Below are 23,905 nucleotides of genomic sequence, written 5' to 3'. Positions count from 1 at the left end.
GCTTCCACCACGACCGGACCCGGACGGTGGGCGAAGTCGAACAGTTCTCCGCAACCGAGCGGACGACCGAGGAAGTGCTGCTGGAAGTCCGCAACCTGACCAAGCGCTACCGCACCGGCGGACACGAGTTCACCGCCGTTTCCGACGTCTCCTTCGACCTGCACCGCGGCGAGGTCTTCGGTCTGGTCGGCGAATCCGGGAGCGGCAAGACCACCATCGCCAAGTGCATCGCGGGCATGACCCACCCGTCCGAAGGCACGCTGCAGTTCGAGGACGTCACGCTCTCCAAGAGGCCTGGGCGCGCCGAGCAGACGATGCGCCGGAAGATCCAGATGGTCTTCCAGAACCCCGACAACGCGCTCAACCCCCGCCACCCCGTGCGGCGGATCCTGAGCCGGGCCGTGACCCTGCTGAACGACCGCCTCCGCGGCCGGGGGCGCGAAGACCGCGTCGAAGAGCTCACGTCGTCGGTGCGGCTCGAACCGCGCCACCTCGACGTGCGCCCCAGCGCGCTGTCCGGCGGACTCAAGCAGCGCGTGGCGATCGCGCGGGCGTTCGCCGGGTCACCCTCGCTCGTGCTGTGCGACGAGCCCGTCTCCGCACTCGATGTCTCAGTGCAAGCGGCGATCCTGAACCTGCTGGTCGAACTCCAGGTGGCCAAGGACGTCGCGTACCTGTTCATCTCGCACGACATGTCCGTCGTCCGGTACCTCGCCGACCGCATCGGGGTGCTCTACCTCGGCCAGCTCGTCGAAATCGGCACGGCCGACGCCGTGTTCCAGCCACCACACCACCCCTACACCGAAGCACTCCTCTCGGCGGCGCCCGACCTCGACCCGGACGAGACCCGCCAGCGCATCCGCCTCGACGGCACCTACCCCAGCGCCTCCGCTCCGCCGAGCGGGTGCCGGTTCCACACCCGGTGCCCCCGGGCGCTCGGCGACGTCTGCCGCACGCAGGAGCCGCCGTGGCAGGACACCGGGAAGGGCAACCGATACCGCTGCCACATCGCGCCGGAGGACCTCCTGCGGAGGATCAAGTCCGAGTAGGACAGACTCAGGCGGTTCCGGCCGACCCCCGACCCCGGCCGGAGCCGCCTGTCCCCCGGTGTGCGCTCCGCGTCGCGGCCGTCATCTCCAACCCGTTCGCCCGCCGTGCCGACGACGACCTCGACGAGCTCATCCAAGCCGGTGAGGACCTCGGGGCGCTCCTGGTCGCGCGCGCCGTGGATGCGCTCGGCGTCAAGCCTGCTGACGTCGCCGGCTACGGCAAGGGCGCGGTCGTCGGGACCGGCGGCGCGATCGAACACGCAGTTGCGGTGCTGCACCCGCGGTTCGGCAGGTCGGTGCGCGCACTCGTCTCCCCGGGCAAGGCGATCATGAGCAGCAGCGCCAAGGCGGGCGCGCCCGGCTCGCCCCTCCTGATCCCGCTCGCGAACAAGGAGGAGATCTGGGCTGCCGACGACTTCGACGCCGCCGAGATCACGATCCCCGATGCGGCGCACCCCGACGAGATCGTGATCGGGCTCGCCCTCTCCGTCGGGGGCCGGCCGGGGCACCGGATCACCCTCAGCCCTCCGGCTTCGTCGAACTAGCGGCGGTCGCCGACCGCGTGAGTGTCGGGCGCGATCGCCGGGACCTGTCACGGATCTTCAGCTCCCAAGCCAGGTCGGTGACGTCGAAGAACATCCAGCACTCGTCCTCGGCACTTTGCTGTCCGAAGCAGAAGCGCCGGCACTTATACCCGGCCCGCACCAGCGCAGCGGCTCCACTGCGCCGACATGCCCACCGACCCCCGCCAGGAGCTCCCACTCGCCTACGGTGCAGAGAACAGGTGCTCCACATTCGGTCCGGTCGTTGGGGCTCCGCTGCTGGAGGCATCCTGGCGAGCCGAAGCTCCGCGCGACAGAGCGCTCGATGGTGTCGTTGATGGTGAATCGATCGCTCGCCGCAGGTGTTCTGCGGTCGATCGTTGTATGCGTGAGCGGAGAGGGTGCAGCGGTGGCCATCATAGGCTTGGCACGCCTGACGATGCCGAGCCGGCGGCATCCTCCCCGGCTTGAACGACACCGCACCGACTCAGGACGAGTCCGGTGAGGGTGAGCAGGGCTCGAGGCCGTCACATCGCATGTCAAGCGGGTCCGAAAACAGAGCCGATGTAGGGCTCCGCCCCAGACTTGGGAACGACGACAGGGCCGTTGCCGACGAGCGCCGATGAGATGTCATCCTGTTCCAGGAAGGCGCGGCTGTTGTAGTCGAAATACCATGCGTCGGCGAGTTCTTTGCACTCGCTGATCACGATCTCGGCGTCGTTCTGGGCCCGAATCCCGGCATCGAGAAATCGCTGGGCGGCCTCGAATGCGTCCTGAAGTACCACGTCAGTTCGTCCTCGCGGAGTAGAATCTGCCCCATTGGTTGAAGGAGGCCGGGCTCACAGCTGTTCGGTCGCATCTTCCGCCCACCGGCAGAAGTCTCGGCCCAGAACTGTGATCGCGAAGCTTCCGCCCTGCGGCGCGCTGGGTTCGTCATCTAGGTTCGAGTAGGACGTGGGGTACTGCGGCGACAGGAACTGGTCCACGCCGCGGACCAGCCCGTTGCTAATCAGGACGCTGAGCGTGAAGTCCACGAACTGAGGCGGATCGAGAAGATTGGCCCGGCCGACCAGCGTCGCGGTCTCAACCGACGCCAACTCACTCAAGATAGCGAAGTGCGGCTGTTCAAGGTCATTGAGGATGCGCGCCATGTAGACCCTGTTCTCCAGCTTCGACTGGTCCGCCTCGCCGTAACCCTCGGCCAGCAGCCGGGCCAGTATCCGGCGCTTGACTCGCAGCGGAGTCCGAGCCGACGCCTCAACACACACTCCGAACAAATCCAGCAGCCCCTCAGTCGCGAGAATCGCCGTCAGCATTTCCTCAGTTGGGATGCCGGCCATCGCCGCCGCGTCATCACAGGTGTCGATCGCACGCCTGGCCCGCAGCTCTCCCAGCTTCCGCAGCCCGGCATCGATACCCACGGCTGCCGAGGCTGCCGCGCCCACGACGAAGGGCGAGCCAGTTGCGTCCGCGAGCCCTGCGAGCGAGCCGGCGACCGCAGCGGTAACCGCCGGCACCCAGGGCCGATCATGTTCTTCTGGCACAGGGCAATGTCTACCTGACCAACTTGTGGCCTGGCTACCCATCAGGTCCCATCCTTGCTCCTGACGAGGAGTCGCCGCAGGGCTCAGCTGAGGGCTCGCGTGTCAGCTCGCCGCGGCGCGGCGAGCTGACACGCGAGCCCGATCGGGCCTGACGAACCGGCCGTGGCCGGGTTCGGCCACGATCTGCCCTCGATCGAAAACACGCTGCCCGCGTACGAAAGTGGTCACCACGCGCCCGGTGAACCGGGAGCCGTCGAGGAACGTGGCGTTCGGTGCGGCCTTCGAGAAGCCCTCAGGGCGAAACGTCCATTCGCTGGTGGTATCGACCAGCACCAGGTCCGCGTCCGCGCCCGGCGTGATCCGGCCTTTGGCCGGCAGGTCGAAGATCTCCGCGGCCCGGCCGGACGTGAGCCTGGCTACGTCGGGCAGCGTGAGCCGGCCCTCGTGCACGGCGGTGAGCAGGATCGGCAGCATCGTCTCCAGCCCCGGAAGCCCGGGTGGCGAAACGAAGATGTCCTCCTCACCCGTGGCGATCTCCTCTGGCCGGTACGGGCAGTGGTCGGTGCCGATCACGTCGATCCGGCCCGCGCGCAGCTCGTCCCACAGCCGCTCGACCGTTGCGGCGCTGCGCAGCGGCGGATTGCATTTCGCCCAAGGGCCGAATTCGAACAGGGCTTTCTCGTCGAGCTGCAGGTAGTGGGGGCACGTTTCCACAGTCACCTGCACCCCGCGCGCCCGCGCCTCTGCGGCGAGCACCACCGATTCGGCACTGGACACGTGGACGGGCTGTACCCGGGCGCCGATGGCGGCCGCGAGCGCCAGCACCGTCGCCACCGAGGCGTTTTCGGCGATTTCCGGCCGAGCCGCCGCGTGGACCGCGCCCGGCAAGCCGTGTTGCCGGCGGGCGGCTTCACCCGCAACGGTCAGGATCTGCTCGTGCTCGCAGTGCAGGGCGTGCACCAGTCCGGTGCGCGCCACGTCGCGCATGACTTCGTGCAGCCGCCCGGCGTCGGGGCAGGACAGCCCGCGGAACTCCGCTTCTCGTCCTGGCGCCGGTGCGTGCAGCCAGGTCTTGAACGCCACCGCGCCGGCGTCGGCCATCGCGGCTATCTCGTCGCGGTTCTCCCATGCCGCGCCGCCGTAGAGCGCGTAGTCGACGAGGGCATCGGGCCGCAGCTCGACCGCGCGCCGGGCGAGCGTGGCGCCGGAGTTGACCGGCGGATCCGACGTCGGCATCTCGCAAATAGTGGTCACTCCCCCGGCCGCGGCAGCCGCCGTGCCGGTGCGGAACGTCTCGCGATCGGGCCGTGCCGGCGCTCGCAGGTGCACGTGCGTGTCGACAAGGCCGGGAAGCAGGTGCAGCCCGCCGGCGTCGAGGTGTTCGGTCGCGGAGGGCCGGGTACCGGCATCCAGTACGTCGGCGACCTGCCCGCCGGAGATGGCGACCGTCGCCCTGCGGACGCCGTCTGTGCTCACCAGCTGCACGTCGTGCAGGACCAAGTCGTATTCCACAGTACTCCTTGTCGATCCGCCAAAAGTCTTGCCGGCAACCGGTTTTGCCGTCACTGTGCGACGTAGCCACCGTCGGCAACGAGGGTGGCGCCGGTGATGAAGGACGCCTCGGGCGAACACAGGAACACCGCGGCGGAGGCGATCTCGTCCGGCCGCCCGAAGCGGCCGAGTGGGACCCGGCCGAGCGCCGTCGCCCTCGCCGCCGCAGCGTCGCCAGTCCGCGCGAAACTGCGTTCGAGGAATGGCGTCTCCGTCGGTCCTGGGCAGAGGCAATTGACCCGGACGCCGTCACCTGCGTGGTCCAACGCCAGCGACCGAGTCAGATTCACGACGCCGCCTTTGCTGGCCGTGTACGCGACGGAACCGCGAGTGCCGACGAGTCCCAGCTGGCTGGCGATGAGCAGCAACGCTCCGCCACCGGACCGGGCGAGGTGGGGAATGGCAGCCGCGGCAAGGTGGAACGCCGCGGTCAGGTTGACCGACAGCACTCCGCTCCACTCCTCAGGCGCGAGTTCTGGCGCGGTGCCACCGACAGACATCGCTGCGCTGTGGACCAGGACGTCCAGTCCACCGTCCGCAGCCGTCTCCTCAACCACCTGTCGCGTCGCGGTTCCATCGGCGAGGTCGAGCAACCGGCCGCGATGGCCGTCGCCCGGGAGCTCCTGCACGACGACCTTCAAGGCGGCGGGATCACGGTCGAGAACGGTGACCGAGGCGCCCTCGATCGCGAGTCGCCGGGCGATGGCCAGGCCGATACCGGCCGCTCCTCCGGTGATCACGGCACGCCGACCGGTGAACCTCGCCGCGATCGGAATTTCAGCAAGCATGGTCACGAAGCCATTCAAGGTAGGCGGCCAAAGCATCGGGGAGCGGCGTTGCCGCGCGTCCGGACAGCTCGCGCAGCCTCGTCACGTCGAGGACACCGCTGCGGTGCTCCGGCGGCAGGCTGAGGAAAAACGGGGGGTCTGTCGGCTCAACTGGCCCGACCGCGGAATTCACGGCGTCGGCCAAGGCGGCCAGGGTGATCGCGGTTCCGGAGCCGACGTTGTAGAGCCGGTGCGGCGGGTCCACCGTGGCGAGTGCGGCGATGCCTTCCGCGATGTCCCCGACCCACGTCGGGTCGAAAGCCCGCCCCGCCTGCCCCGGTTCCACCTGGACTGCGCGGCCGGCGAGCGCCGCCCGGATCGCGGTGTAGGGCAACGACATCACCTGACGGGTCCCGGTGTCGCGTTCGAGCGGTCCGTAACACGCCGCCACCCGCGCGATCACGGCTCCGGCTTTCACCGCCAGTCGCTCGGCCGCGAGTTTCGAGGCCGGGTAGCCACCTGGATCGGTCCGAACCGAACTGTCCTCGTCGAGCACGGCACCGTCCGCGTACACCGATGCCGACGACACGTAAACGACCCGCGCCGTCGCCGCAGCGGCGAGCACCGCCGCCGTGCCACCGACGTTGACCTCGTCGAGGATCCGGCGATCACCGTTGGTCACGGCTGCCGCGTGGACCACCACGTCCGGCCGCACGTCGGCGAACACCGCCGCCGGCTCCCGCACGTCGAGCTCGCGGAATTCGACGACGTGATCAGCCCACAGCGCCCGGACGTCTGGCGGCGGCTCCGCCAGATCCGCCGCGACGACAGGGCCATTCCGCGCGGCCAGAGCCCGGACGAGGTGAGCCCCGAGAAACCCGGTGCTGCCCGTCACGATCGTCCCGGCCACGATCACACGGTCCAGGACGATCGGCGCACGTGGTCGAAGAACGCTCTCGTGCGGTCATGCACCGGGTTCTCGAACACCACTTCTGCGGGACCCTGTTCGGCGATGTGACCACCGTCCATGAAGACGACGCGATCAGCCACTCGCCGCGCGAAGCCCATCTCGTGCGTCACGACGAGCATGGTCAGTCCGTCGTCCGCGAGCTGCTTCATCGTTTCGAGCACCTCACCCACGAGCTCGGGGTCGAGCGCCGACGTCACCTCGTCGAACAGGACCAGGCGAGGCCCCATGGCCAGTGTGCGGGCGATCGCGACCCGCTGCTGCTGACCACCGGAGAGCTGGCTGGGGTACCTGTCCTCGAAGGCCTCCATCCGAACTCGGGCCAGGAACTCCCGAGCCTTTGCCTTCGCCTCGCCCGGATTGGTGCCGAGCACGCGCACCTGACCTTCGGTCACGTTGCGCAGCACGCTGAAGTGAGGCCATAGGTTGTACTGCTGGAAGACCATTCCAACGCGGCTGCGCAGCGCGCGTATCGCCTGTTGTTCTTCCTTTCCGGTCATCTCGGCGCGCAGGCGCACGCCGTCGAGCATGACTTCGCCCGCGCTGGGCTTCTCGAGCCAGTTGACGCATCGGAGCAGCGTCGACTTACCGGTGCCGGACGGGCCGATGATTGCCACGGTCTCGCCTGCGTGGACCTCGAGGTCGATCCCCCGGAGGATTTCGTTGGTGCCGAAGGACTTGTGCAATCCGCTGAGGTGCAACAGCGGGAGCGCGGCTTCGGTGGCCGGCTGCTGGGTCATGTCTTGCTCCGGTCGGCTCATCGGTCAGGAAGGGCGAAGCGGCGTTCGCTGTAACGCTGCGCCAGCATCAGCAGACTGGTCACGACCAAGTACAGCAACCCGGCGGTGCCGAGGATCTCGACCGCGCGGTAGGTGCTCGAAACGATCTGCTGCGCGTTGAGCATCAAGTCCGGCACCGTGATCACGGAGACCAGCGCGCTGTTCTTCACCAGCAGAATCGCGTTGTTGATGTACGGCGGGATGACGATCCGCACGGCTTGGGGGAGCACGATCCGATGCATCGTCTGCACGTAGGTCATGTTCACCGCCAGCGCCGCTTCCGTCTGCGTCCGCGGAATCGCTTCGATGCCGGAGCGGATGATCTCCGCCTTGTAGGCCGCGGAGTTCAGCGTCATGCCGATCACTGCCGCGGCGAACGCCGGCAGCTGCAGTCCGAAACTCGGTGCCGCGTAGTAGATGAAGAACAGCACCAGCAGCACCGGGGTGCCGCGCATGATCCACACGTAGATTCCCGAGAGGACCCGCAGCCACTGACGGTGCGAGATCCGGGCCATGGCGATGAACGTGCCGAGCACGGTCGCCAGCACCAAGGTGATGGCCGAGACCTCCACGGTGACCAGCAATCCGTCGAGCAGTAATGGGAAGTACTGCGCCACGACGGAGAAGTCGAGATTCATGGGTGATTCCTCTTCGTCGCGCTCACTGCTTGAACGGTTGGCCGAGCCATTTCTGCGCGATGCTCTGGTACGCGCCGGCCTTCTTGGCGTCTTCGATCGCCTTGTTGACGGCCTGCAGCAACGCGTCGGAACCCTTCGGGACACCGACGGCCAGCGCGGTCCCGTCCGTGCCGTTCTGGGACACCGCGTATCCGGTACCGTCACCCGACTTGATCCAGTACAGCGCAAGGATCCTTCCGGTGACCATCAGGTCGCACCGGCCGTTCTTCAGGTCGGAGAACGCTTCAGCCTGGCCGGGGTAGCGTGTCACCTTCGCCGCTCCGCCGATGCGCTGGACGGGAGCCTCGCCGTTGGACGAACCCGCGACGACGCACACGCTCTTGCCCTTGATGCTCTCCGGACCGGTGATCCCGGTTTCCTTCTGCGGATACACCGCGACGGCGTCGTCGTACCCGATCGGTTCGGAGAAGTCGACGACCTTCTGCCGGTCGGGCGTCACGCGCAAGCCCGACATCGCGATGTCGAACTTCTTCGCCTGCAGCCCGGGCACGATGCCGGAGAAGTCGAGAGTCTTCCACTCGACCTTCGTTCCGAGGCTCTTCGCGATGAGGTTCGCCCAGTCGGCGTCGATGCCGACGAAACCTCCGGAGGGATCCCGGAAGATCGTCGGTGCGTTGTTGCCGGACGTGCCGATCGTGATGGCGCCGTGGGACTTGATGTCGTCCAGGTTCGACCCGCCCGACGAACAGGCGGACACGGAGGTGAATGTCAACCCCGCGGCGAGGACCGAGAGCCAGATACGCAGGGTGCGGCGTGGATTCATGATGTTCTCCTCGACGGTGAGGATCGGTGGGACGGGGAAAGTCGGGCGGGGAGGACGAACAAGGGAGCACGGCAATGTGTTTCTGGGGAACGACATTGACCAGGTGAGCCGCAGCAGGCCCGAGGAAAGTGGTTGTACTGCACGGCACGGTGACTGTCACTACGCCGCGTGCCGGCGGGAGTCTTGCGATTCCCCGCCGGTTCAGCTGAAGATTTCCGCCGGCCGCGGGATCTCCAGCATGGCGAGAACGCGTTCGCGCAGAGTGTCCAAGTGCTCCGCCATGGCATTTTGGGCAGCCGGCGCGTCGCCGTCGGAGATGGCGGCTGCGACACGCTGGTGCTGTTCGCCGCAGCGAGCACTCTCGGACATTTCCGGTACATCACGCTGCCGCAGGGCCCACGTCAGCACGTAGTAATTCTCGATGTCGGCTGCGAGCTTGATGTTGCCCGAGCCCGTCGCGATGAGGGTGTGCAAGATCCGGTCGGCGCCGCGGCGCCCGGACTCGTCGCTGGCGATAGTGCAAGCGAGCCCTTCGTCCGCGGCTTTTCTGATCTTGCTGCAAACGTCGTCGCTCGCCCGCTCGGCTGCGAGGCCCGCAGCCAGCGACTCGAGACCACGGCGCACCTCGTACGCGTCCTGAACGACCTTGATCGAAGGTTGGACAACCCGGAGTCCGCTGCCAGGCCCAGGCTCGACGAGCCCAACGTGCTCGAGCCGGATCAGTGTCTCGCGCACCGGGGTCTTGGAGACCCCCAACATCGAAGCCAGTTTGGCCTCCGACAGCCGCTGCCCTGGCAGCAGCCTGCGATCGACGATCGCCTGCCGGATCTCGTCGAAGACGCGGTCGGTGATGCTGTCCCGCTGAACGTCGAGTGGATCGAGCATCACCGGCTCCGTATCTCATATCCGTATCTCGTATCTGGATACGGGACTATAGGCTCCCCTCCGACTAGGGTCAATAGGGTTTTACCTGGATGTATACGGACGAGCCAGCGTTCGACATCGTTTGCCGGTCCCGGCGATCGGCAACCGCCTTGCGCCAATCGGGTGACGTAATCACGCAGGCTTGAAGCGATCGATGTCGAGCCTGTCGAGTGATCACCGAGCCCGGAGGGCGCTACGCCGGTGGAGTCACAACACCTAGATCCAGCCGCGCCGCGCTGCTTGCAACCCGGCCTGGAACAGATTCGTCGCGCCGAGGCGGCGCCGGAGGACGGTCACGTGCCGCAGGATTGCCCGCTGGGAAAGGTCCAACCGACGCGCGATAGTGGTGTAGGTCGCGCCGGCTGCCATCATCGTCTAGATCGTCCGCTCGCGTTGGCTGAGCCCTGCCGCCGTCTCAGCGGGCTGCCGCTCGCGGCTCAACGGGATCACCATCTCACAGAGGGTCTCGAAGAAGTCAATCAGCAGGGTCAACAGACCGGACCGGTAGACAACGAGGTGCGCCGAACTGTCGTAGTCCGCGGTGTCGAGGTGCACCATCGCCAGCCGGCCGTCGGCGATCATGCATTTGAGCGGGAGGTCGATCGGGAGCATGCGCGAGCGATCCCCCGCGTCCATCATCCGCAACGCGGCATCACCGACCAGCGGATCGTCGAACAGCCCGTTCAACGAGATCGACCGTACGGCCACGTGCGCCCGGGTGTAGCCGCGTGGTCGGCGACGAGCACGTCGACGACGGTCGCGTCTCGCGGCGTAAGGAACGGCGACCGGTTGCACGCCCGCACCTGGGTTGTGGCACGAGACAGCACCGACATAAAGAAAGGCCAACTCCCTTTCCCCGCGCACGACCCCGAGGCCGGCGTAGTCTCCCGCCGTGCCATCCAGTAGAGCCGCGTCAGGTCCTGGCTCGCCTTGCGTGCCTTGATGAGAGTCTGTTCCTGTTACTCGATGAGCCGATCGACAGTGAGGTCTGGCGGCACCGGTTCCCAGGTCTTTTCATCGTCCGCCACGTCGAGGCCTGCCAGACCCTGCTCGCACAGGGTTTCGAGTGATGCGCGCACCTACTCCGCAGCCAACGACGTCACAGAGACGAGTTCGTGTTGCGTGGAGCCGGGATGAGCGATGAGAGCCGTGTACACGGCACCGGTCACAGTCGACGCGTCGAACGTCCACAACACCACGTCAGCGTCGGACAGACAAACCGCGAACGGGGCCGGTTGCGGTCTTTGGTGGGGGTGTACGGCAGGCAGGCGAGCGACATGCAGAACTTCTCCGACTACGAGCGGAAAACCAAGCGCGCCATCCCTGTCATCGAGCTTGTTCGCGACGCCATCTGACTGGCCAAGTCTTCAGTTGCCGGCCCGTGGCCGCGGGGCCGGCCGGTGGACTCGGCGCCCCCACCGATCGGGTGAAGAGCCACGACACAGGAAGGGTAGCCGAGTGCGGTACCGGAATCTGGGCGCCAGCGGCCTGCACGTATCGGTCGTCGGCTTGTGTTGCAACAACTTCGGCCGAAAACTCGACAAGTCCGAGACGCGGCGGGTGGTCGACGCAGCCCTCGACGCGGGCGTGCCGCTCTTGGACACAGCCGACATGTACGGCCGCAAAGGCGGTTCCAAGGAGTTCCTCGGCGAAGCGCTCAAGGGCCGGCGTGATCGAGTGGTCCTGGCCAGCAAGTGGGGCCACCAGGAGGTCGACATGGGATACAGCCCAGCTGCGGGTGCCAAGGGCGGCCGGGCCTAGATCCGCCGATCGATCGACGGGTCAGTGCGTTGGCTCCAGAACGACCACATCGACCTCTGCCAGCTGCACACACCCGATCCGGTGATGCCCATCGGGGAAACCATATCCGCGCTCAGCGAGCTGGTCGCGGAGGGCAAGGTGCGCTACGTCGGACATTCGAACACGGCCGGGCGGCAGATCGCCGAAGCCGCCCACGTCGCGCGCGAGATCGGCGGCGTGCCATTCGTGTCTGCACAGAACCAGTGGTCACTGCTGGATCGCGAGGCCGAGAAGGAAGTCGTTTCCGCGGCGATTCACTACGGACTCGGCGTGCTGCCGTACTTCCCGCTGGCCAACGGCCTGCTGACCGGAAAGATCCGGCGCGGCGGCGATATCCCAGCTGGGTCGCGACTCACTGAACAACGACACGCGAGCACCGTGACCGACGAGCGGATCGACATCGTCGAGCGACTGGCCGCCTGGGGTCAGAATCACGGCCGCACGGTGTTGGAGATCGCCATCGGGGCGCTGGCAGCGCGACCGGGATGCGGCTCCGTCATCGCGAGTGCACGCTCCGAGGAGCAGAGCTTGCTGCGTAGTGCTGAACGAGGAAGCGTCCGCGAAAGCGGCCCCTTCCTCGTTCTCGGGGGCTAGTCCACGGCTTTGGCCGCAGTCCGAGCGCGCAATGCCTCGGTCAGTTTGGGTGTGATGTCGAGCAACTGTTTCCGCAGCTCGGGCGGCAAGTCGCCGAACGCCTCGCGGACTTCGGCTTGGAATTGCGCCCAGTTGCGCTCGAGGTGCTCCCGACCCAGGTCGGTGATGCTGATGACTGTACTGCGCCCGTCGTCCGGGTTGGGCCGGCGCTCGACGAACTGCTCGTCGGCAAGCGCGGCCACCAGCGAAGTGATGCGGCGCTGCGTGACGTTGAGCGAGCTCGCCAGGTGAGTCATGATGCAATCTCCGTGCTGGTCGAGCGCACGAAGCAGGCGTAGGCGTATGTAGCTGACGGCCTCCGGCGGGGTGCACACGGTGACCCAGCGGCCCCACGCCGGCCCGAGATCGGTGAACGCGTCAGCGAGCGCGGTCAGCCTCGCTTGCGTGGATGGACGCCCCATGAACGGACTCTATCGCATCCACACCGTAGGCGACCTGCACTCTAGCTGGTGTCGCAGCTGAGCGGCGCTGAGTGCCGCGTGCGAGTTGATCCTGGCGTGCGACATGCGGGTGATGGCCGACAACGCGAAGATCGCGCAGCCGGAAATTTAGCTCGGTGTGATCCCCGGGGGCGGCGGGACGCAGCGCCTTCCGCTGCTCGTAGGGCCCAGTATCGCCAACGACATCATCTGCTCCGGTCGGCACGCGCAAGCCGAGGAGACATTGCGTGGTCTCCGAAGCCGAGCTGGACGCCACCGCACTGGAACTCGCTCGCGACTTCGCGCGCGGCGCGGTCGTTGCCCAGCAGATGAGGCTAATGCGGCTGCTGGCCGCGTGGCGCCGCGACGTCAAGACCGAACCCTTCGCGCCGTCGCTGGACGTCGGGACGATGCACTACCGCTGGTCGGTCCCGCACCGGATGTCGAGGCTGACCACTCATCCTGCGGGCTGGTGACCAGCACTTTTCCCAGGTGGGTTGCTCCGCCCGGGTTACGTTCGCGGGCAAGTGTCGCCGGGTGGGCGCGGTCCCGCTGGCGGGTGAGCCAGGAGGTTGCGATGGCTGCGCCGGTGCAGTTCGAGCCGCTGGCGCGGTTCAACCCAGCACCCACGGACCTAAAAGGCCTGTGAGCTGCAGTTTTCTGGTGTTGCCGACATTGAGCGACACCGGCGTGGAGGTACCTCGTGACCTCGAACTGGACCCAGAGTGGCCGATTGTCACTCTGGGTCCAGTGGAGGATCGAAGTCCATCGTGGACCGACCGCGAACTGCTCGACGTGCACAACTTGAACATCGAGAATCCCACCGGTATCAGCGCAGGTCGACCGGGGCGGGAACTGGCGCGATACAGTTCGGCCGGCCGACACCGCCTACCCGCTGTCGGCGTACCGTAGACCACGAAGAGGGCGCAGCCGAAGAAACCGGTAGGGAGGCTCTCGTGGATTACGAAATATTCGACCTTGGTACCGTCCGGTTGCAAGAAGGCGCCACACTCACCGATGCCAAGCTGGCGTACAAGACATACGGCGAGCTCAACGGTGACAAGAGCAATGCGATCGTTTACCCAACGTGGTATTCCGGACAGCATTACGACAATGAATGGCTGATCGGCGAGGGGATGGCGCTCGATCCGGCTAGGTACTTCATCATCATTCCGAATATGCTGGGCAACGGGTTGTCTTCGTCGCCGAGCAACACGCCCGCGCCGCATGACCGCGCGTCGTTTCCCCGGGTGACGATGTATGACAACGTCCAGTTCCAGCACCGGCTGGTGACCGAGCGCTTCGACATCGGGAAACTGGAGTTGGTCACCGGCTGGTCGATGGGCGCCGGGCAGACCTACCAGTGGGCGGTCAGCTTCCCCGACATGGTCAAGCGGATCCTGCCATTCTGCGGATCGGCGAAGACCAGCCTGCACAACTTCGTGTTCCTGGAAGGGGTCAGGACGGCGCTTACCGCGGACGCGGCCTACAACGGCGGCCGGTACGACAAGCAACCCGACATCGGGCTCCGCGCGCTGGCGCGGGTCTACGCCGGCTGGGGCTTCTGCCAGCAGTTCTACCGGGAGACGATCTACGAGCGCGAGCCACTGGGCTACGGGTCCCTGGAAGACTTCCTCGTGGCCTTCTGGGAGGGCCTGTTCCTCAAGCGCGACGCGAACAACCTCCTGGCCATGCTGTGGACCTGGCAGCACGCCGACATCGGCAACACGCCGGGAATGCGCAGCCTCGAGGACGCACTCGGCGCGATCCGGGCGCCCGCGATCGTGATGCCGGCGCAGCAGGACCTGTACTTCCCGCCCGAGGACAACGAGTGGGAAGTCAAGCACATGCACCGGGCGGAACTGCGCGTCATCCCGGGAGTGTGGGGACATTTCGCCGGTGGCGGCATCAACCAGGAGGACACCCAGTTCATCGACAACGGCATAAAGGAACTGCTCGCCACGGAAGTCTGATCCGCCTGGCCTCGGCGCGGTTCCACCCGTTCCGTGTCGAGAGCACTCCTTTGCAGCCTGGAGGGAGCATCATGACCAGCGCAGAATATGCACAACGAACCGCTCCTCCGGGAGCCGCCCCGAAAGTGCCGCCGCCGCGTGCGGGTGAGCCCGTTTCGACCGCCTTCGCCCCCACAGCCAGCGGGGTGCCCCTGGCGCTGGCGGGGTTCGGATTCTCGCTGACGATTCTGTCGTTGGCAAACACAGGCGTCGTGGACCAGCGGACGGCCACGATGTTCGTTCCCGTCGCGATGGGCACCGGCGCGCTCGCCATGCTCGTCGGCGGGATCTGGGAGTTCCGCCGCAACAACCTGTTCGGTGCGACGTTCTGTTCGGCGTATGCCTGCTTCCTGTTCACCACGGCGCTGATCGTGCAGTTCTACGCACCGATGATCACCGACACGGCGGGAGCAGCGAACTTCGCCCGCATGTTCGGCGCTTACCTGATCGTGTGGGCGTTGTTTACCGCGATGCTCGCCGTGGGGGCGCGGGTGGTCAACGCACCCGCGTTCACCGCGTTCGTGTTGCTGGTCGTGGTTTACGTGCTGCTGGGCCTCGCCAACCTCATCGGATCGGGAGCCACCGCGATCGCGCTGACCAAGGCCGGCGGCTGGGTCGGTCTCCTCGACTCCTTCGTCGCGTTCTACCTGTGCTCAGCCATCGTCCTCAACGACGTCAGCGGGCGGGGCCTGCTGCCGATCTGGCCGGCCAGGCGGACGGCGCATTCGGCCTGAGTGGACCGCGCGCGGCAACTGGAGCCCTCCGGTGGGCCGGTGCCGAGCGCCGCCGAGATTTCCCCGGCGGCCGGGTGCCGCCGGACCGTCGCCGGGCGTTCTCGAGGAAGGCGACGACGGCCGGGTTCGTCTCGTCGGCGCGTTGGACGACGGAGAATTCGGCCCTCGCCCCCAGTCCGGACAGTGGGCGGTAGACGACGCTGGGTACCGCGATCCGGTCGACCCGATTGCTGTCGCGGCTGTGCCTGGGGAGGCGTTGCTGCGCCACCGTTCGGAGGGGCGGGTCGAGGTGGCCAGCGCGGGCAGCCGCCACCCGAAACCGTCGCACCCCACGCCGTGCGGGCGGCCGCCGAGTACGGGATCACGCTGGACCACGAGCCCACGCACCTGGATTCGATGCGCCGCCGGCGGTTCGACGCCTGATCAGCCTGTGCGACCGGGTCCGGGAGGTCTGCCCGGAGTTCCCCGGGCGGCCCGTGGTGATCCATTGGAGCCTGCCTGACCCGGCCCACGAGCCCGCTGCCGACGGCGACACGTTTCCCGCGTTCCAGCAGACCGCAGCCGAACTCGACAACCGGATCCGATTTCTGCCGTCCGCCCTTACCACTGATGTTGAGGAGAGCCGACCATGACCATCGATCCGAACAACCTCGTGAGTGTGCGGTACCTCGTCGACGACGTCGTAGCCGCGATCGCGTTCTACACCAGGCACCTCGGGTTCACCGTGCGCACCGACGTGTCCCCGGCGTTCGCCGACGTCGTCAGCGGCAACCTGCGCTTGCTGCTGAGCGGCCCCGCCAGCTCGGCCGGCCGCACGCTGCCTGATGGCAGCAGGCCCGCTCCGGGCGGCTGGAACCGCATCCACCTCATCGTCGAGGACATCGAGGCCGAGGTAGCGCGGCTGCGCGCGGAGGGTGTCGGGTTCCGCAGCGACGTCATCAGCGGCCCCGGAGGCCGGCAGATCCTCTTGGACGACCCCGCCGGGAACCCGATTGAGCTGTTCCAACCGAAATCCTGAGACACCCGACCGCCGGAGGCGAGCCAGGGCATGGCCACCGACAACTCGTCCGCACCCCCGCAGCTCGCGCGGCGATTGGGCACCGCCGACGTCGTCGTCATCGGGCTCGGCTCGATGATCGGCGCCGGGGTGTACGCGGCGTTCGCCCCGGCGGCCAATGCGGCGGGCACGGGCCTGCTGATCGGACTCGTCCTTGCCGCGGCCGTGGCGTGCTGCAACGCGGCGTCCTCGGCCCAGCTGGCGGCGCAGTACCCCGCATCCGGCGGCACCTACCTCTACGGGCGGCAACGGCTGGGGCCGTGGTGGGGTTTCGCCGCCAGGTGGGTGGGGGTTCGTCATCGGGAAGACCGCGTCGTGCGCGGCGATGGCCACGCTGGCTACAGGCCCTGGGGCTCCTCGGGTGCGTCGCGCTCGCAACCACCCTGCGGTGGCCCTCCATCGTTGCCGGAGCCGCCGTGCTCGGCATCGGCATCGACGGGCGGCTGACCGTGCTGGCCCGCCGCCGATCGCATAACGACCGGCGCGGAAACGCCATAGACGCAGACTCCCATGCCGACCTGAGGTACCGGCTCGAACGTGTCGAACCACCTCGCGTGCCTGCGCGGATGCGGGTTGATGGTGGCGACCTACGAGGCCGGCAGGTGCGATACGAGCTGGTGGACGCGCATTTGGCGAAGGCGTTGAGCGAGCTGGTGCATGTGGTGCTCGCGGTGGACACCGACGAGACGTTCCTGAACGACGTCGAGCCCGCGGCGTCGTCGGCGAGCGCGGAGGCGATCCGATGAGCGAATCGCGTGAGCACCTGAACCTGCCATTGGCCACACCGGAAACGGACGGGTGCGCCGATGACTGCTGCGCGCCGGTGTCGCAGCCGACGACGTCGGTTTCCACCGCGCGCCGGGCAGTCCCAGGATGACCCCGTGCGCCGTCACGATCGCCGTCCGGACTTGCCCGCGACTCCCAGCGAACCGCGTTGTCACCGAGTCGAAACGATGTTCTGTCATCGGCTGCGGCGATGGGCCGGTTTCCTTGACTTGCCAGCAATAGTGTCGCGGCCGCTGCGACAAGTGGTGCCGCAACGGCGACGATCAAGGCCGCGATCACTGGTAGCCCGGCTGACGAGAGCTGCTCGATAGCGGTCAGCGCCTCGAAGCGCTCAGACTTGTGCGGACGGAGGCACTGATCTTGGAGCGCAAGGAGCCAAGGAGTACGTCGAGGCCGTGGCGGCTGGGGTGCCCATTCCTGATCATGTACGCTCGCGCTTGCCTCAGCCGCCGGTCAGGCGCACGGTACGTTGGGCTTTGTCCGCGCCGAACCGCGAGCCGGGCGCGTGATGGCCGAGGCTTGCCTCCTCGCCACCGCACTTCTAGACCCCAACACAACCCCACCCGTCAGAGGCGCCGCCGGCGGCGCGGCTGCCGCGCGGAATGGCATGGCCTATCGCCGTCAAGCGGTCAGACGCAGACGTGTGGTTAGTGCGAAGGGCGTCCTCGGACACACGCACTAACCCTGCGGGGCGGGCGGATGGTCACATCGACCATCCGCTCTTTTGCGTTATAGGCCATTTCCAGGCCTACCTCCTCGTACAACTCTTGCAACCGAGCGGGACTGGCATTGAAGTACTTGCCGACCGGCGTCCGAGAGGGAGTCCGCGCCAACTCTTCCTCTGCGGCATCGCATTCTTCCTTCGCCCGGTTGAGCGGGTCGATCAGCGCCATCGGATCTGTGCCCGCTTTAAATGGCCTGCGTCAGCCGCGCCAGCCGCGTGTTCGCCTGGTTGAGACGGCGCTGGGCGTCAGCGGTGCACTCCGGGTTCACGTTGGCGTCGCCGGCCACACCCAGAATGGCTTCCACGGTGGCGTCGCGCTGGTCCTCTGAGAACACGTGGTTGATGTAGGCGTGGAGCGGCAGCATCGGTAGCTCACTGTTGTTGATCCGTGAGGTTGAGCGTGGACCAAAACAGGACGGCGACGACGAGCAGGAACGCATCTGCGAGGCCTGAGGTGCCTGCGACGAGCACGACCGCGAGCACGAGGGGAATTAGCACGGCTTCGCGACGCGAAATGGCCAACTGGCCTGATGGGGTCTGCTGGGGCGACACGGGATCTCCTGTGGGCGGGCGACTGCTGCGGATGGGTGGGGCGGGAGCCACTGCGGCGGCTGGGCTTGGGCATGGTTCGCTGGGTCTGCAGCAGAGGGATCGGCGGCGACGCGGGCTGGTGGTGTCGGTGGGTCGTTCGCGAGCGAGTACAGGGCCTTGGACGGTGGCGGCCGTCGGCTCAGACCCTGGTGCGGCGGGTCATTCCGGCGTCCGGGAGCACCAAGCCAGACGCCGCCCGTCCGTCGGGGCGGCGCAGGGGGCCGCGCGAACGCCACGCGCTTCACCTGTTTCGGCCCCCGAGCACGGCGCGCGATGCCGACAGGCCGTCGGCGACGAGCTTCAACACCTCGAGTTCCCGCGCGCCCAGCTGCTCAGCGACCTCGTCCTGCGGCGCCGCCCTGAGCGGGGCCACACGGTAATGCTGAATACGGCACAGCCTGTCCGGCCCGGTCGGCTGGGTGACGCGGTCGAGCTTCGCTCGCACCGTCTCGTCCGCGGCGGCGGTCACGAGCAGCACGGCGATGTAGTCGTGCCACTGCGCGGTTGGAGGTGACGAGGACTTCGTTTCAGGCTCTACAGTCATGGGGATCTCCTGATCTCGCTGGATTCGCGGCAGTGAGTGGCGGCCCACAGGTCGAGCTGCTCGCGCTCGGGCAGCTGACGCGGCCATGGTCGGCTTTTGAGCAGCAAGCGAACGCAGTGGGCGAGGTGGCGCCACTGCGCGCGTGACAGGATCACCTCGGCGTCGGGCCACCCGCCGGCGACAACCAGACCGAGCAGCAGTGGTCGCCTCGGTCGGTTCGCGCGGAGATTCCTACGATAACGCGATGGCCGAGGCATTCAATTCGCTGTTCAAGGGAGAATTGATCCATAACCCTGTCGTCCGTGGCCGCGGTTGGCAATCAGTTCGCGATGTCGAGATCGCCGTCGCCGAATACGTCGACTGGTACAACCATCGCCGCGTCCACGGCGAGCTCGGCCAGCGCACTCCAGCCCAGACCGAAGCCGGCCACCAAGCGTCACGCTACGATCAACCCTTCGAGCCTGCCCGGGCTCGGTGACAGACAACGAGACCTGCACCAGACCCGGGGCGTATCAATCGGTATTACGCGCCATTTCCGGGACGCGGCACGGGGCGGCGCGGGTCTCGTCTTCGTCTCGGTCGCCGGGTCGCTGGTCCTGGGTGTTCTGTGGCATTTCGTGCTCGGCGGGCCCAGCAGTCTCCGTGTCGCCGTCCGGTCGGGGGTGCCCGTCGTGGCGAGGGTCTTCGAAGTCTCCGTGACGCTCCACGTGGCCGCCGCGGCGGCGGCACTGTTACTGGCCGCACTCGCGTTTCGCCGCCGGACTTCGATCTTGTCGATCGGTCGAATACCTGGAGTAGGCCGACGATGATGTCGGAGTCTCGTGTCGATGCCCCGTCGAACCGAGCGGGGCATACGCTCGAAGCCGTGTCGTCGCCGTCTTCCGCCCTCATCCGGCTTCGAGGCCCCGGAGCCCTGGCGACCTCCGCTGTGAACGATTGCGACCACCGCCGTTCCGAGCAAGCCCAGACCGTAGAGAACCGTCACCCTGTCGGTGCAGTTCCTGCTGACCAAACTTCGTGAACGATGCGGTCCGGACGGCCATCGACTTCCCGGCGGCGAGCCTCGCCATCGCCGGATGAGTCACTGCGGCTGTGCGGGGCCCGGACGGCCCCACACCGCCCCAGTCCACGAGGGCTGCCGTTCGGACACCGTCTCCACAGGCTCTCCGTTGTGCCACTGCTCGGCCCGAACCGTCGTATCGGCGATGTCGGGAACGTGGTACGGCACAGTCAGCTCGACCACAGCGCCACAGCGCCACAGCGCCACAGCGCCACAGCGCCACCGCGTCGGCCGCGCCTGACCGGCGAGCTGTCATGGGGGTACTTGGCCACGTCCACGAAGACGTCGGTCCCGCGGGGCGGCGAGGTGGGGCTGTAGAACTTCCTGTGTTGTGAGGGGCCAGCTGGACCTGCTCGCCGTACCGGGGACGCCAGCTCAGCTGTGCACACCTGCTACACGATGTCTGTCCGGAGACGGCTCAGCCACCTGCGGACCAGCCGATCCATCCGATGACGGCTCAGCCACAGGATCACCCGGTAGTTCACCACGCGGAGGCGTTCCTCAGACAACGTGTCCGGTGGCCGGCCCCATGCCGGTGGCAGGGGGCGCGAACTCCAGGTGGCAGGAATGCGAAGTGAGCCCCACCACCGCGATGCTGGACAGGCTCGCCAAGCGCGGGTACCCGGTTCCCGGCCACGTCGCCGGGTGTTCCACCGCCAACCAGCTCCGGACCGGAAGGTGGAGTCTGATGCGGAACTTCGGCCTGCCCGGTGCCGGACGCCCGGCATTTTCCCGTTGCGCGACCGCGATGCCGCCCTCGTCCCGCACGTCTCGCCGGCAGCCGCCGCGTTCACGTCGAACGCCTGTTCCCGCGCCGGATCCGTGTCGAACGCGGGTGGATTCCGTGAACCTCGAACAGATTCCCTTCGCTCGCTGGCGCATGCCCCTGATGGGTTCGGCGTGCTCCGTGTGCGACCGCCCCCACCGCCGCATCGTCCAGGTCGTCGAGGCGTGTTTGCTCCTGGACCTTCGGCTCCTGGCGGGTTCATGGCTCGCAGTACACATGTGTTCGTGTGGCCGTCATGGATGCTTCTTGTTCCGAGCGGGGTCGGGCTGTTCGGTGTGGCGGCGGTGATCGGGGCCGGCCATGACGCTGCGCATGCGGGCGTCTGTTGTGGTCCTGGTCCGTTTCCAAGGCATTGCGCCAGCCACGGGTCTCGGCCACCTGGGAATGCTACGGGCCCGTTCCGGGGCCCCTTGTTGGGCTCACTGGAACCTGGACCCGGCGTACTGAGGCGATGGGGCAGGGTCGCGTCCCTCGGGCGCCCGCGAACGCATGAGCAGGAGGTGTCCGACGAGCGCGGATTCGGTGGCTTCGTACGCCCGGGACATTCCCGTCCTGGTCGGTGCCGCTGTCACGGAGTCGGAACCGGCCTACGGACATCTCGTCGGGCACAACCCGGTCATGCGCTACCTCGTCCGCAGGCTGGGCCAGCCGGAGCCGTTCGGGCGCCACGAGGAGGCCGGGCTTGGCGATAACTTCTCGGTGTTGGTTCGCTACTCGGTCCTGTGGCCGTTCCACGCGCCGTCGACTTGTGCCGTACACGTACGGACCCGCGGCGAATCCTCCGCCGTCAAGGTCGCCGACCCTGGTGCCGAGCGGCTGGCCGCGCCAGGCATGCCCGCCGCGGACGCCGATCGACTCGCACGGCTTGCACGGCTTGCACGGGCCCAGCTGGTCGGTGACGTCAATCTGGACATGTTCGACGGGCGTAACGACCGGCAGATCCGTGAGATTCTCGGGTGCTCTGGGATGTCCCGACGCGTGACGGATCGGTTCCTCATCCGCCGTCTGCATCAGCCGGACGTGCTGCCGGCCGACGACCCGGTCCTCGCCCGCGTTGTTCGGCGGATCTGGGCTCTCGGCGGGGCCGACGACGTATTCGTCCGGCGCTGGGCGCCGTTCCGCACGTACGCGGCTGCCCTTCTGTGGGCACTGTCCCGGGACATGACATCGCAGGTCGAACTGGAAGGAGCAGCTGATGACGGCAACCAGCGGGCGTTGCCTGCGGCCCGGCGCCCGCAAGCACATCCGCGTCCCTCTCGCCAAGGCGCTGCGACACGTCGCGCGCAACCGGGCGACGTGTCGCAGCGCGAACTGACGCGCACCATCGGGTGGTGCTCCGACGCCTTTCGGGCCGCGCAGCTCTCCTCCGGCTTCCCCCCGGGCTTGCGCACTCATCGTCGATGGCCATGGACGCGTTGGTGGACAAGTCCGTTTAGGTGCCGTCAAAGGGGCGGGTGAATGCTTAACAGGGAGATCGAAAATGCAGAAGACGGTCACCGGAGAGAAGGTGAAGCCACATGAAACCAGGCGCGTCCCGCATCCAGACGGCATACACCGCGGACACTGGACGGAAACCCCGGCCCGCATGACCACGTCGAAGATCAGTGGACGAGTCCTGGTCGGTGGACGGAGCTTTGACCCCGAGTCCGCCGCCTGGGTCCAAGAATTGAGCCCTGGCAGCACGAACTTCGAGAATGCCTGCCGCAGGCTGTACACGATGCTCATCAGGTTCGCTAGGAGTGAGACCGCGCGCAGGTCTCCGGGCTCACGGATCAGCGGCCCCGAAGTCGAAGACCTCGCCCACCAGGCCGCAGCCGACGCCCTCATGCGGATCACCTACAAGATCGGCGAGTTCCGAGGCGACGCGCAGTTCAAGACGTGGGCCTTCACATTCGTCATCTTCGAGGTCTCGACGAAAATCGGCCGGCACTTCTGGCGGGACCATTGCGTGTCCCTCGACGAGCACGACGAAAATCGCGCACGCGCCGCCGTCGGCGACGAACCACCCCACCAGGTACAGGCCCTCGAGCTCCAAGCCGCCCTCGCCCACGCCATCGAGAACGCATTGACTGAACACCAGCGACGCATCTTCGCCGCCGTGGCGATCGACCACGTTCCCATGGACGCCCTCGCGGCGCGACTGGGCACCAGCCGAAACGCCATCTACAAAACCATGTTCGACGCCCGCCGCAACATTCGCATCTACCTAGAGGAAAACGACTTCATCACCTGACCGGCAGAACGCACAGAACGGCCTCGTGTCGTAATGCTTGTCGGTTCGTCCGACCCAGCCCATCCCCATGCGCCGCGCGGCGGCCGCGGCGCGCTGGTTCGCCGGACGCGAGACAGCGAAGATCTCGTCCGCGCCGGCGAAGGCATAGTGAGCGATCGCGTCACCGACTTCACCAGCATAACCACTCCCCCACCAGCCGCGAGCGATCTGGACGCCGATCTCGGAGTCGATGTCGCCGGGAGGCAAAGGCGGCAGGGAGACCGCTCCTACAATGTGGCCGGTGGCGAGATCAGCGACCTTCCACCGGCCGAGCGGCGGCTCGATGGCCGCGCCGTCTACGACCCATCTGGAACCGGATGCTGCAGGGCAGCCATGTCCGGAACGCGGTCCATAGCCGGCGCCAACCACCGAGCAACCTCTCCGTCACCGAAAATGCCCACAGCCGCTTCAGCATCGGACATCGTCCACGGAGCAAGCTGCAGGATCACCGAATTCGACTTGCGGAAGTGGAAACCTGGAGTCATCGCGAACTCTCCCCTCCTCGAACTCCCCGGGCTCGGTTCGGACGGGCGAACCGACCGGCGACCGCAGGATGCCGATCGCTAACTCGATGCAACCAAGCGAGGAGAGCGAGTTCGGCCCCGAAACGTGGACGAGGAGTCCCCATGATGGGGACGAACCGCGGACAGTGCCGCCCAACGGTGTGCACTTACGAATAGGACGGCCCCACGACGTTGAACGAGACGGCGACCACCTTCGGAGCCGACCTGCGTTACTGGGCGCGGCGAATCGCGGCGGGGTGGCCGACCCGGTCACGTCAGCCGCTACTCCCCGTCACCATCGAGGTTTCCCGGCCAGGCGGCAACGCTGGCCGCCGCACGCGATCCATGACCTATTCGGGGACCGGGTAACTGGCCTCA

The 23,905-nt window shown here is 67.2% G+C and carries 26 protein-coding genes and 3 pseudogenes; 13 read left to right on the top strand and 16 right to left on the bottom strand.

From position 1 onward, the window contains the following. Positions 1-26: 26 nt before the first annotated feature. The gene (locus tag AB0383_RS34660; protein ID WP_366189563.1) at positions 27-1,049 is read left to right on the top strand and encodes an ABC transporter ATP-binding protein; all 1,023 of its coding nucleotides are present in this window, start codon (positions 27-29) and stop codon (positions 1,047-1,049) included. Beyond that, a complete protein-coding gene (locus tag AB0383_RS34655) occupies positions 968-1,594 on the top strand; it encodes an amino acid synthesis family protein (protein WP_366189535.1) in 627 nt (208 codons plus the stop codon). Before AB0383_RS34660 ends, AB0383_RS34655 begins: the two co-directional genes overlap by 82 nt. 536 nt (positions 1,595-2,130) lie before the next feature. Here the strand turns inward: AB0383_RS34655 and AB0383_RS34650 are convergent. The 11 genes from AB0383_RS34650 to AB0383_RS34600 all read right to left on the bottom strand — a co-directional run bounded on the left by AB0383_RS34650 (position 2,131) and on the right by AB0383_RS34600 (position 10,271). Continuing rightward, a complete protein-coding gene (locus AB0383_RS34650) occupies positions 2,131-2,376 on the bottom strand; it encodes a YrhB domain-containing protein (RefSeq protein WP_364188826.1) in 246 nt (81 codons plus the stop codon). A gap of 54 nt (positions 2,377-2,430) precedes the next feature. Beyond that, positions 2,431-3,135, bottom strand: a complete 705-nt coding sequence (locus AB0383_RS34645) for a hypothetical protein (protein ID WP_366189534.1) — start codon at positions 3,133-3,135, stop codon at positions 2,431-2,433. 102 nt (positions 3,136-3,237) lie between these two features. Then, entirely contained in the window at positions 3,238-4,647 is a 1,410-nt protein-coding gene (gene allB / locus AB0383_RS34640; protein ID WP_366189533.1) for an allantoinase AllB, read from the bottom strand. A 50-nt stretch (positions 4,648-4,697) separates the two neighbouring features. Then, entirely contained in the window at positions 4,698-5,492 is a 795-nt protein-coding gene (locus tag AB0383_RS34635) for an SDR family NAD(P)-dependent oxidoreductase (protein ID WP_366189532.1), read from the bottom strand. Continuing rightward, positions 5,464-6,363 (bottom strand): NAD(P)-dependent oxidoreductase, encoded by a 900-nt coding sequence (locus tag AB0383_RS34630; protein WP_364188835.1) that lies wholly within the window; start codon positions 6,361-6,363, stop codon positions 5,464-5,466. The genes AB0383_RS34635 and AB0383_RS34630 overlap by 29 nt, the downstream gene beginning before the upstream one ends. 2 nt (positions 6,364-6,365) lie before the next feature. Further along, positions 6,366-7,160, bottom strand: a complete 795-nt coding sequence (locus AB0383_RS34625; RefSeq protein ID WP_364188838.1) for an amino acid ABC transporter ATP-binding protein — start codon at positions 7,158-7,160, stop codon at positions 6,366-6,368. A 17-nt stretch (positions 7,161-7,177) separates the two neighbouring features. Further along, complete coding sequence (locus AB0383_RS34620; RefSeq protein ID WP_364188841.1) at positions 7,178-7,837, bottom strand: amino acid ABC transporter permease; 660 nt, start codon at positions 7,835-7,837, stop codon at positions 7,178-7,180. A gap of 22 nt (positions 7,838-7,859) precedes the next feature. Then, positions 7,860-8,660: a transporter substrate-binding domain-containing protein gene (locus AB0383_RS34615; protein WP_366189531.1), complete on the bottom strand. Its 801-nt coding sequence runs from the start codon at positions 8,658-8,660 to the stop codon at positions 7,860-7,862. A gap of 201 nt (positions 8,661-8,861) precedes the next feature. Beyond that, positions 8,862-9,545, bottom strand: a complete 684-nt coding sequence (locus AB0383_RS34610; RefSeq protein WP_364188847.1) for a GntR family transcriptional regulator — start codon at positions 9,543-9,545, stop codon at positions 8,862-8,864. 255 nt (positions 9,546-9,800) lie between these two features. After that, positions 9,801-9,953 (bottom strand): LuxR C-terminal-related transcriptional regulator, encoded by a 153-nt coding sequence (locus AB0383_RS34605; protein ID WP_366189562.1) that lies wholly within the window; start codon positions 9,951-9,953, stop codon positions 9,801-9,803. Between the two features lie 6 nt (positions 9,954-9,959). Further along, positions 9,960-10,271, bottom strand: a complete 312-nt coding sequence (locus tag AB0383_RS34600) for a hypothetical protein (protein ID WP_366189530.1) — start codon at positions 10,269-10,271, stop codon at positions 9,960-9,962. 446 nt (positions 10,272-10,717) lie between these two features. Here AB0383_RS34600 and AB0383_RS34595 point away from each other — a divergent pair, with 446 nt between their 5' ends. Further along, positions 10,718-10,939 carry a hypothetical protein gene (locus tag AB0383_RS34595; protein WP_366189529.1) on the top strand — a complete coding sequence of 74 codons (222 nt, stop codon included), beginning with the start codon at positions 10,718-10,720 and terminating at the stop codon, positions 10,937-10,939. A 103-nt stretch (positions 10,940-11,042) separates the two neighbouring features. Further along, positions 11,043-11,978, top strand: a pseudogene (locus AB0383_RS34590) (aldo/keto reductase). On the opposite strand, the gene AB0383_RS34585 reads toward AB0383_RS34590, so the two are convergent. Further along, the gene (locus AB0383_RS34585) at positions 11,975-12,439 is read right to left on the bottom strand and encodes a MarR family winged helix-turn-helix transcriptional regulator (RefSeq protein ID WP_366189528.1); all 465 of its coding nucleotides are present in this window, start codon (positions 12,437-12,439) and stop codon (positions 11,975-11,977) included. The pseudogene AB0383_RS34590 and the gene AB0383_RS34585 overlap by 4 nt on opposite strands. 266 nt (positions 12,440-12,705) lie before the next feature. Here AB0383_RS34585 and AB0383_RS34580 point away from each other — a divergent pair, with 266 nt between their 5' ends. From AB0383_RS34580 to AB0383_RS34555, 6 genes and pseudogenes are all read left to right on the top strand, one after another. Further along, the gene (locus AB0383_RS34580) at positions 12,706-12,933 is read left to right on the top strand and encodes a hypothetical protein (protein WP_366189527.1); all 228 of its coding nucleotides are present in this window, start codon (positions 12,706-12,708) and stop codon (positions 12,931-12,933) included. A gap of 480 nt (positions 12,934-13,413) precedes the next feature. Further along, complete coding sequence (locus AB0383_RS34575) at positions 13,414-14,430, top strand: alpha/beta fold hydrolase (protein ID WP_366189526.1); 1,017 nt, start codon at positions 13,414-13,416, stop codon at positions 14,428-14,430. Between the two features lie 71 nt (positions 14,431-14,501). Beyond that, positions 14,502-15,203, top strand: coding sequence for an acetate uptake transporter (locus AB0383_RS34570; RefSeq protein WP_366189525.1), 702 nt, complete (start codon positions 14,502-14,504; stop codon positions 15,201-15,203). Positions 15,204-15,831: 628 nt separating this feature from the next. Further along, positions 15,832-16,221, top strand: a complete 390-nt coding sequence (locus AB0383_RS34565) for a VOC family protein (RefSeq protein WP_366189524.1) — start codon at positions 15,832-15,834, stop codon at positions 16,219-16,221. Positions 16,222-16,251: 30 nt separating this feature from the next. Next, positions 16,252-16,591 (top strand): annotated as a pseudogene (locus tag AB0383_RS34560) (amino acid permease); the annotation flags it as partial. A gap of 200 nt (positions 16,592-16,791) precedes the next feature. Further along, positions 16,792-17,006: pseudogene (locus AB0383_RS34555) on the top strand (transcriptional regulator); the annotation flags it as partial. Positions 17,007-17,955: 949 nt separating this feature from the next. Here the strand turns inward: AB0383_RS34555 and AB0383_RS34550 are convergent. From AB0383_RS34550 to AB0383_RS34540, 3 genes are all read right to left on the bottom strand, one after another. Further along, positions 17,956-18,135, bottom strand: coding sequence for a hypothetical protein (locus AB0383_RS34550; RefSeq protein WP_366189523.1), 180 nt, complete (start codon positions 18,133-18,135; stop codon positions 17,956-17,958). 7 nt (positions 18,136-18,142) lie between these two features. Further along, positions 18,143-18,322, bottom strand: a complete 180-nt coding sequence (locus tag AB0383_RS34545) for a hypothetical protein (RefSeq protein ID WP_366189522.1) — start codon at positions 18,320-18,322, stop codon at positions 18,143-18,145. 280 nt (positions 18,323-18,602) lie between these two features. Next, positions 18,603-18,905 carry a hypothetical protein gene (locus AB0383_RS34540; RefSeq protein WP_366189521.1) on the bottom strand — a complete coding sequence of 101 codons (303 nt, stop codon included), beginning with the start codon at positions 18,903-18,905 and terminating at the stop codon, positions 18,603-18,605. Between the two features lie 142 nt (positions 18,906-19,047). On the opposite strand from AB0383_RS34540, the gene AB0383_RS34535 reads away from it, so the two are divergent. From AB0383_RS34535 to AB0383_RS34525, 3 genes are all read left to right on the top strand, one after another. Then, positions 19,048-19,383, top strand: a complete 336-nt coding sequence (locus tag AB0383_RS34535) for an integrase core domain-containing protein (protein WP_366189520.1) — start codon at positions 19,048-19,050, stop codon at positions 19,381-19,383. A gap of 1,891 nt (positions 19,384-21,274) precedes the next feature. Next, entirely contained in the window at positions 21,275-22,210 is a 936-nt protein-coding gene (locus AB0383_RS34530) for a hypothetical protein (protein ID WP_366189519.1), read from the top strand. Positions 22,211-22,232: 22 nt separating this feature from the next. Next, positions 22,233-22,985: a sigma-70 family RNA polymerase sigma factor gene (locus AB0383_RS34525; RefSeq protein WP_364189905.1), complete on the top strand. Its 753-nt coding sequence runs from the start codon at positions 22,233-22,235 to the stop codon at positions 22,983-22,985. On the opposite strand, the gene AB0383_RS34520 is transcribed toward AB0383_RS34525, so the two are convergent. Next, the gene (locus AB0383_RS34520; protein WP_366189518.1) at positions 22,959-23,393 is read right to left on the bottom strand and encodes a GNAT family N-acetyltransferase; all 435 of its coding nucleotides are present in this window, start codon (positions 23,391-23,393) and stop codon (positions 22,959-22,961) included. The genes AB0383_RS34525 and AB0383_RS34520 overlap by 27 nt on opposite strands. Positions 23,394-23,905 lie beyond the last annotated feature (512 nt).

The sequence above is a fragment of the Amycolatopsis sp. NPDC051373 genome, from assembly GCF_040689465.1.
Lineage (GTDB): Bacteria > Actinomycetota > Actinomycetes > Mycobacteriales > Pseudonocardiaceae > Amycolatopsis.
Note: the sequence above shows the minus strand (reverse complement) of the source record. Positions and strands in the feature narration are given on the sequence as shown.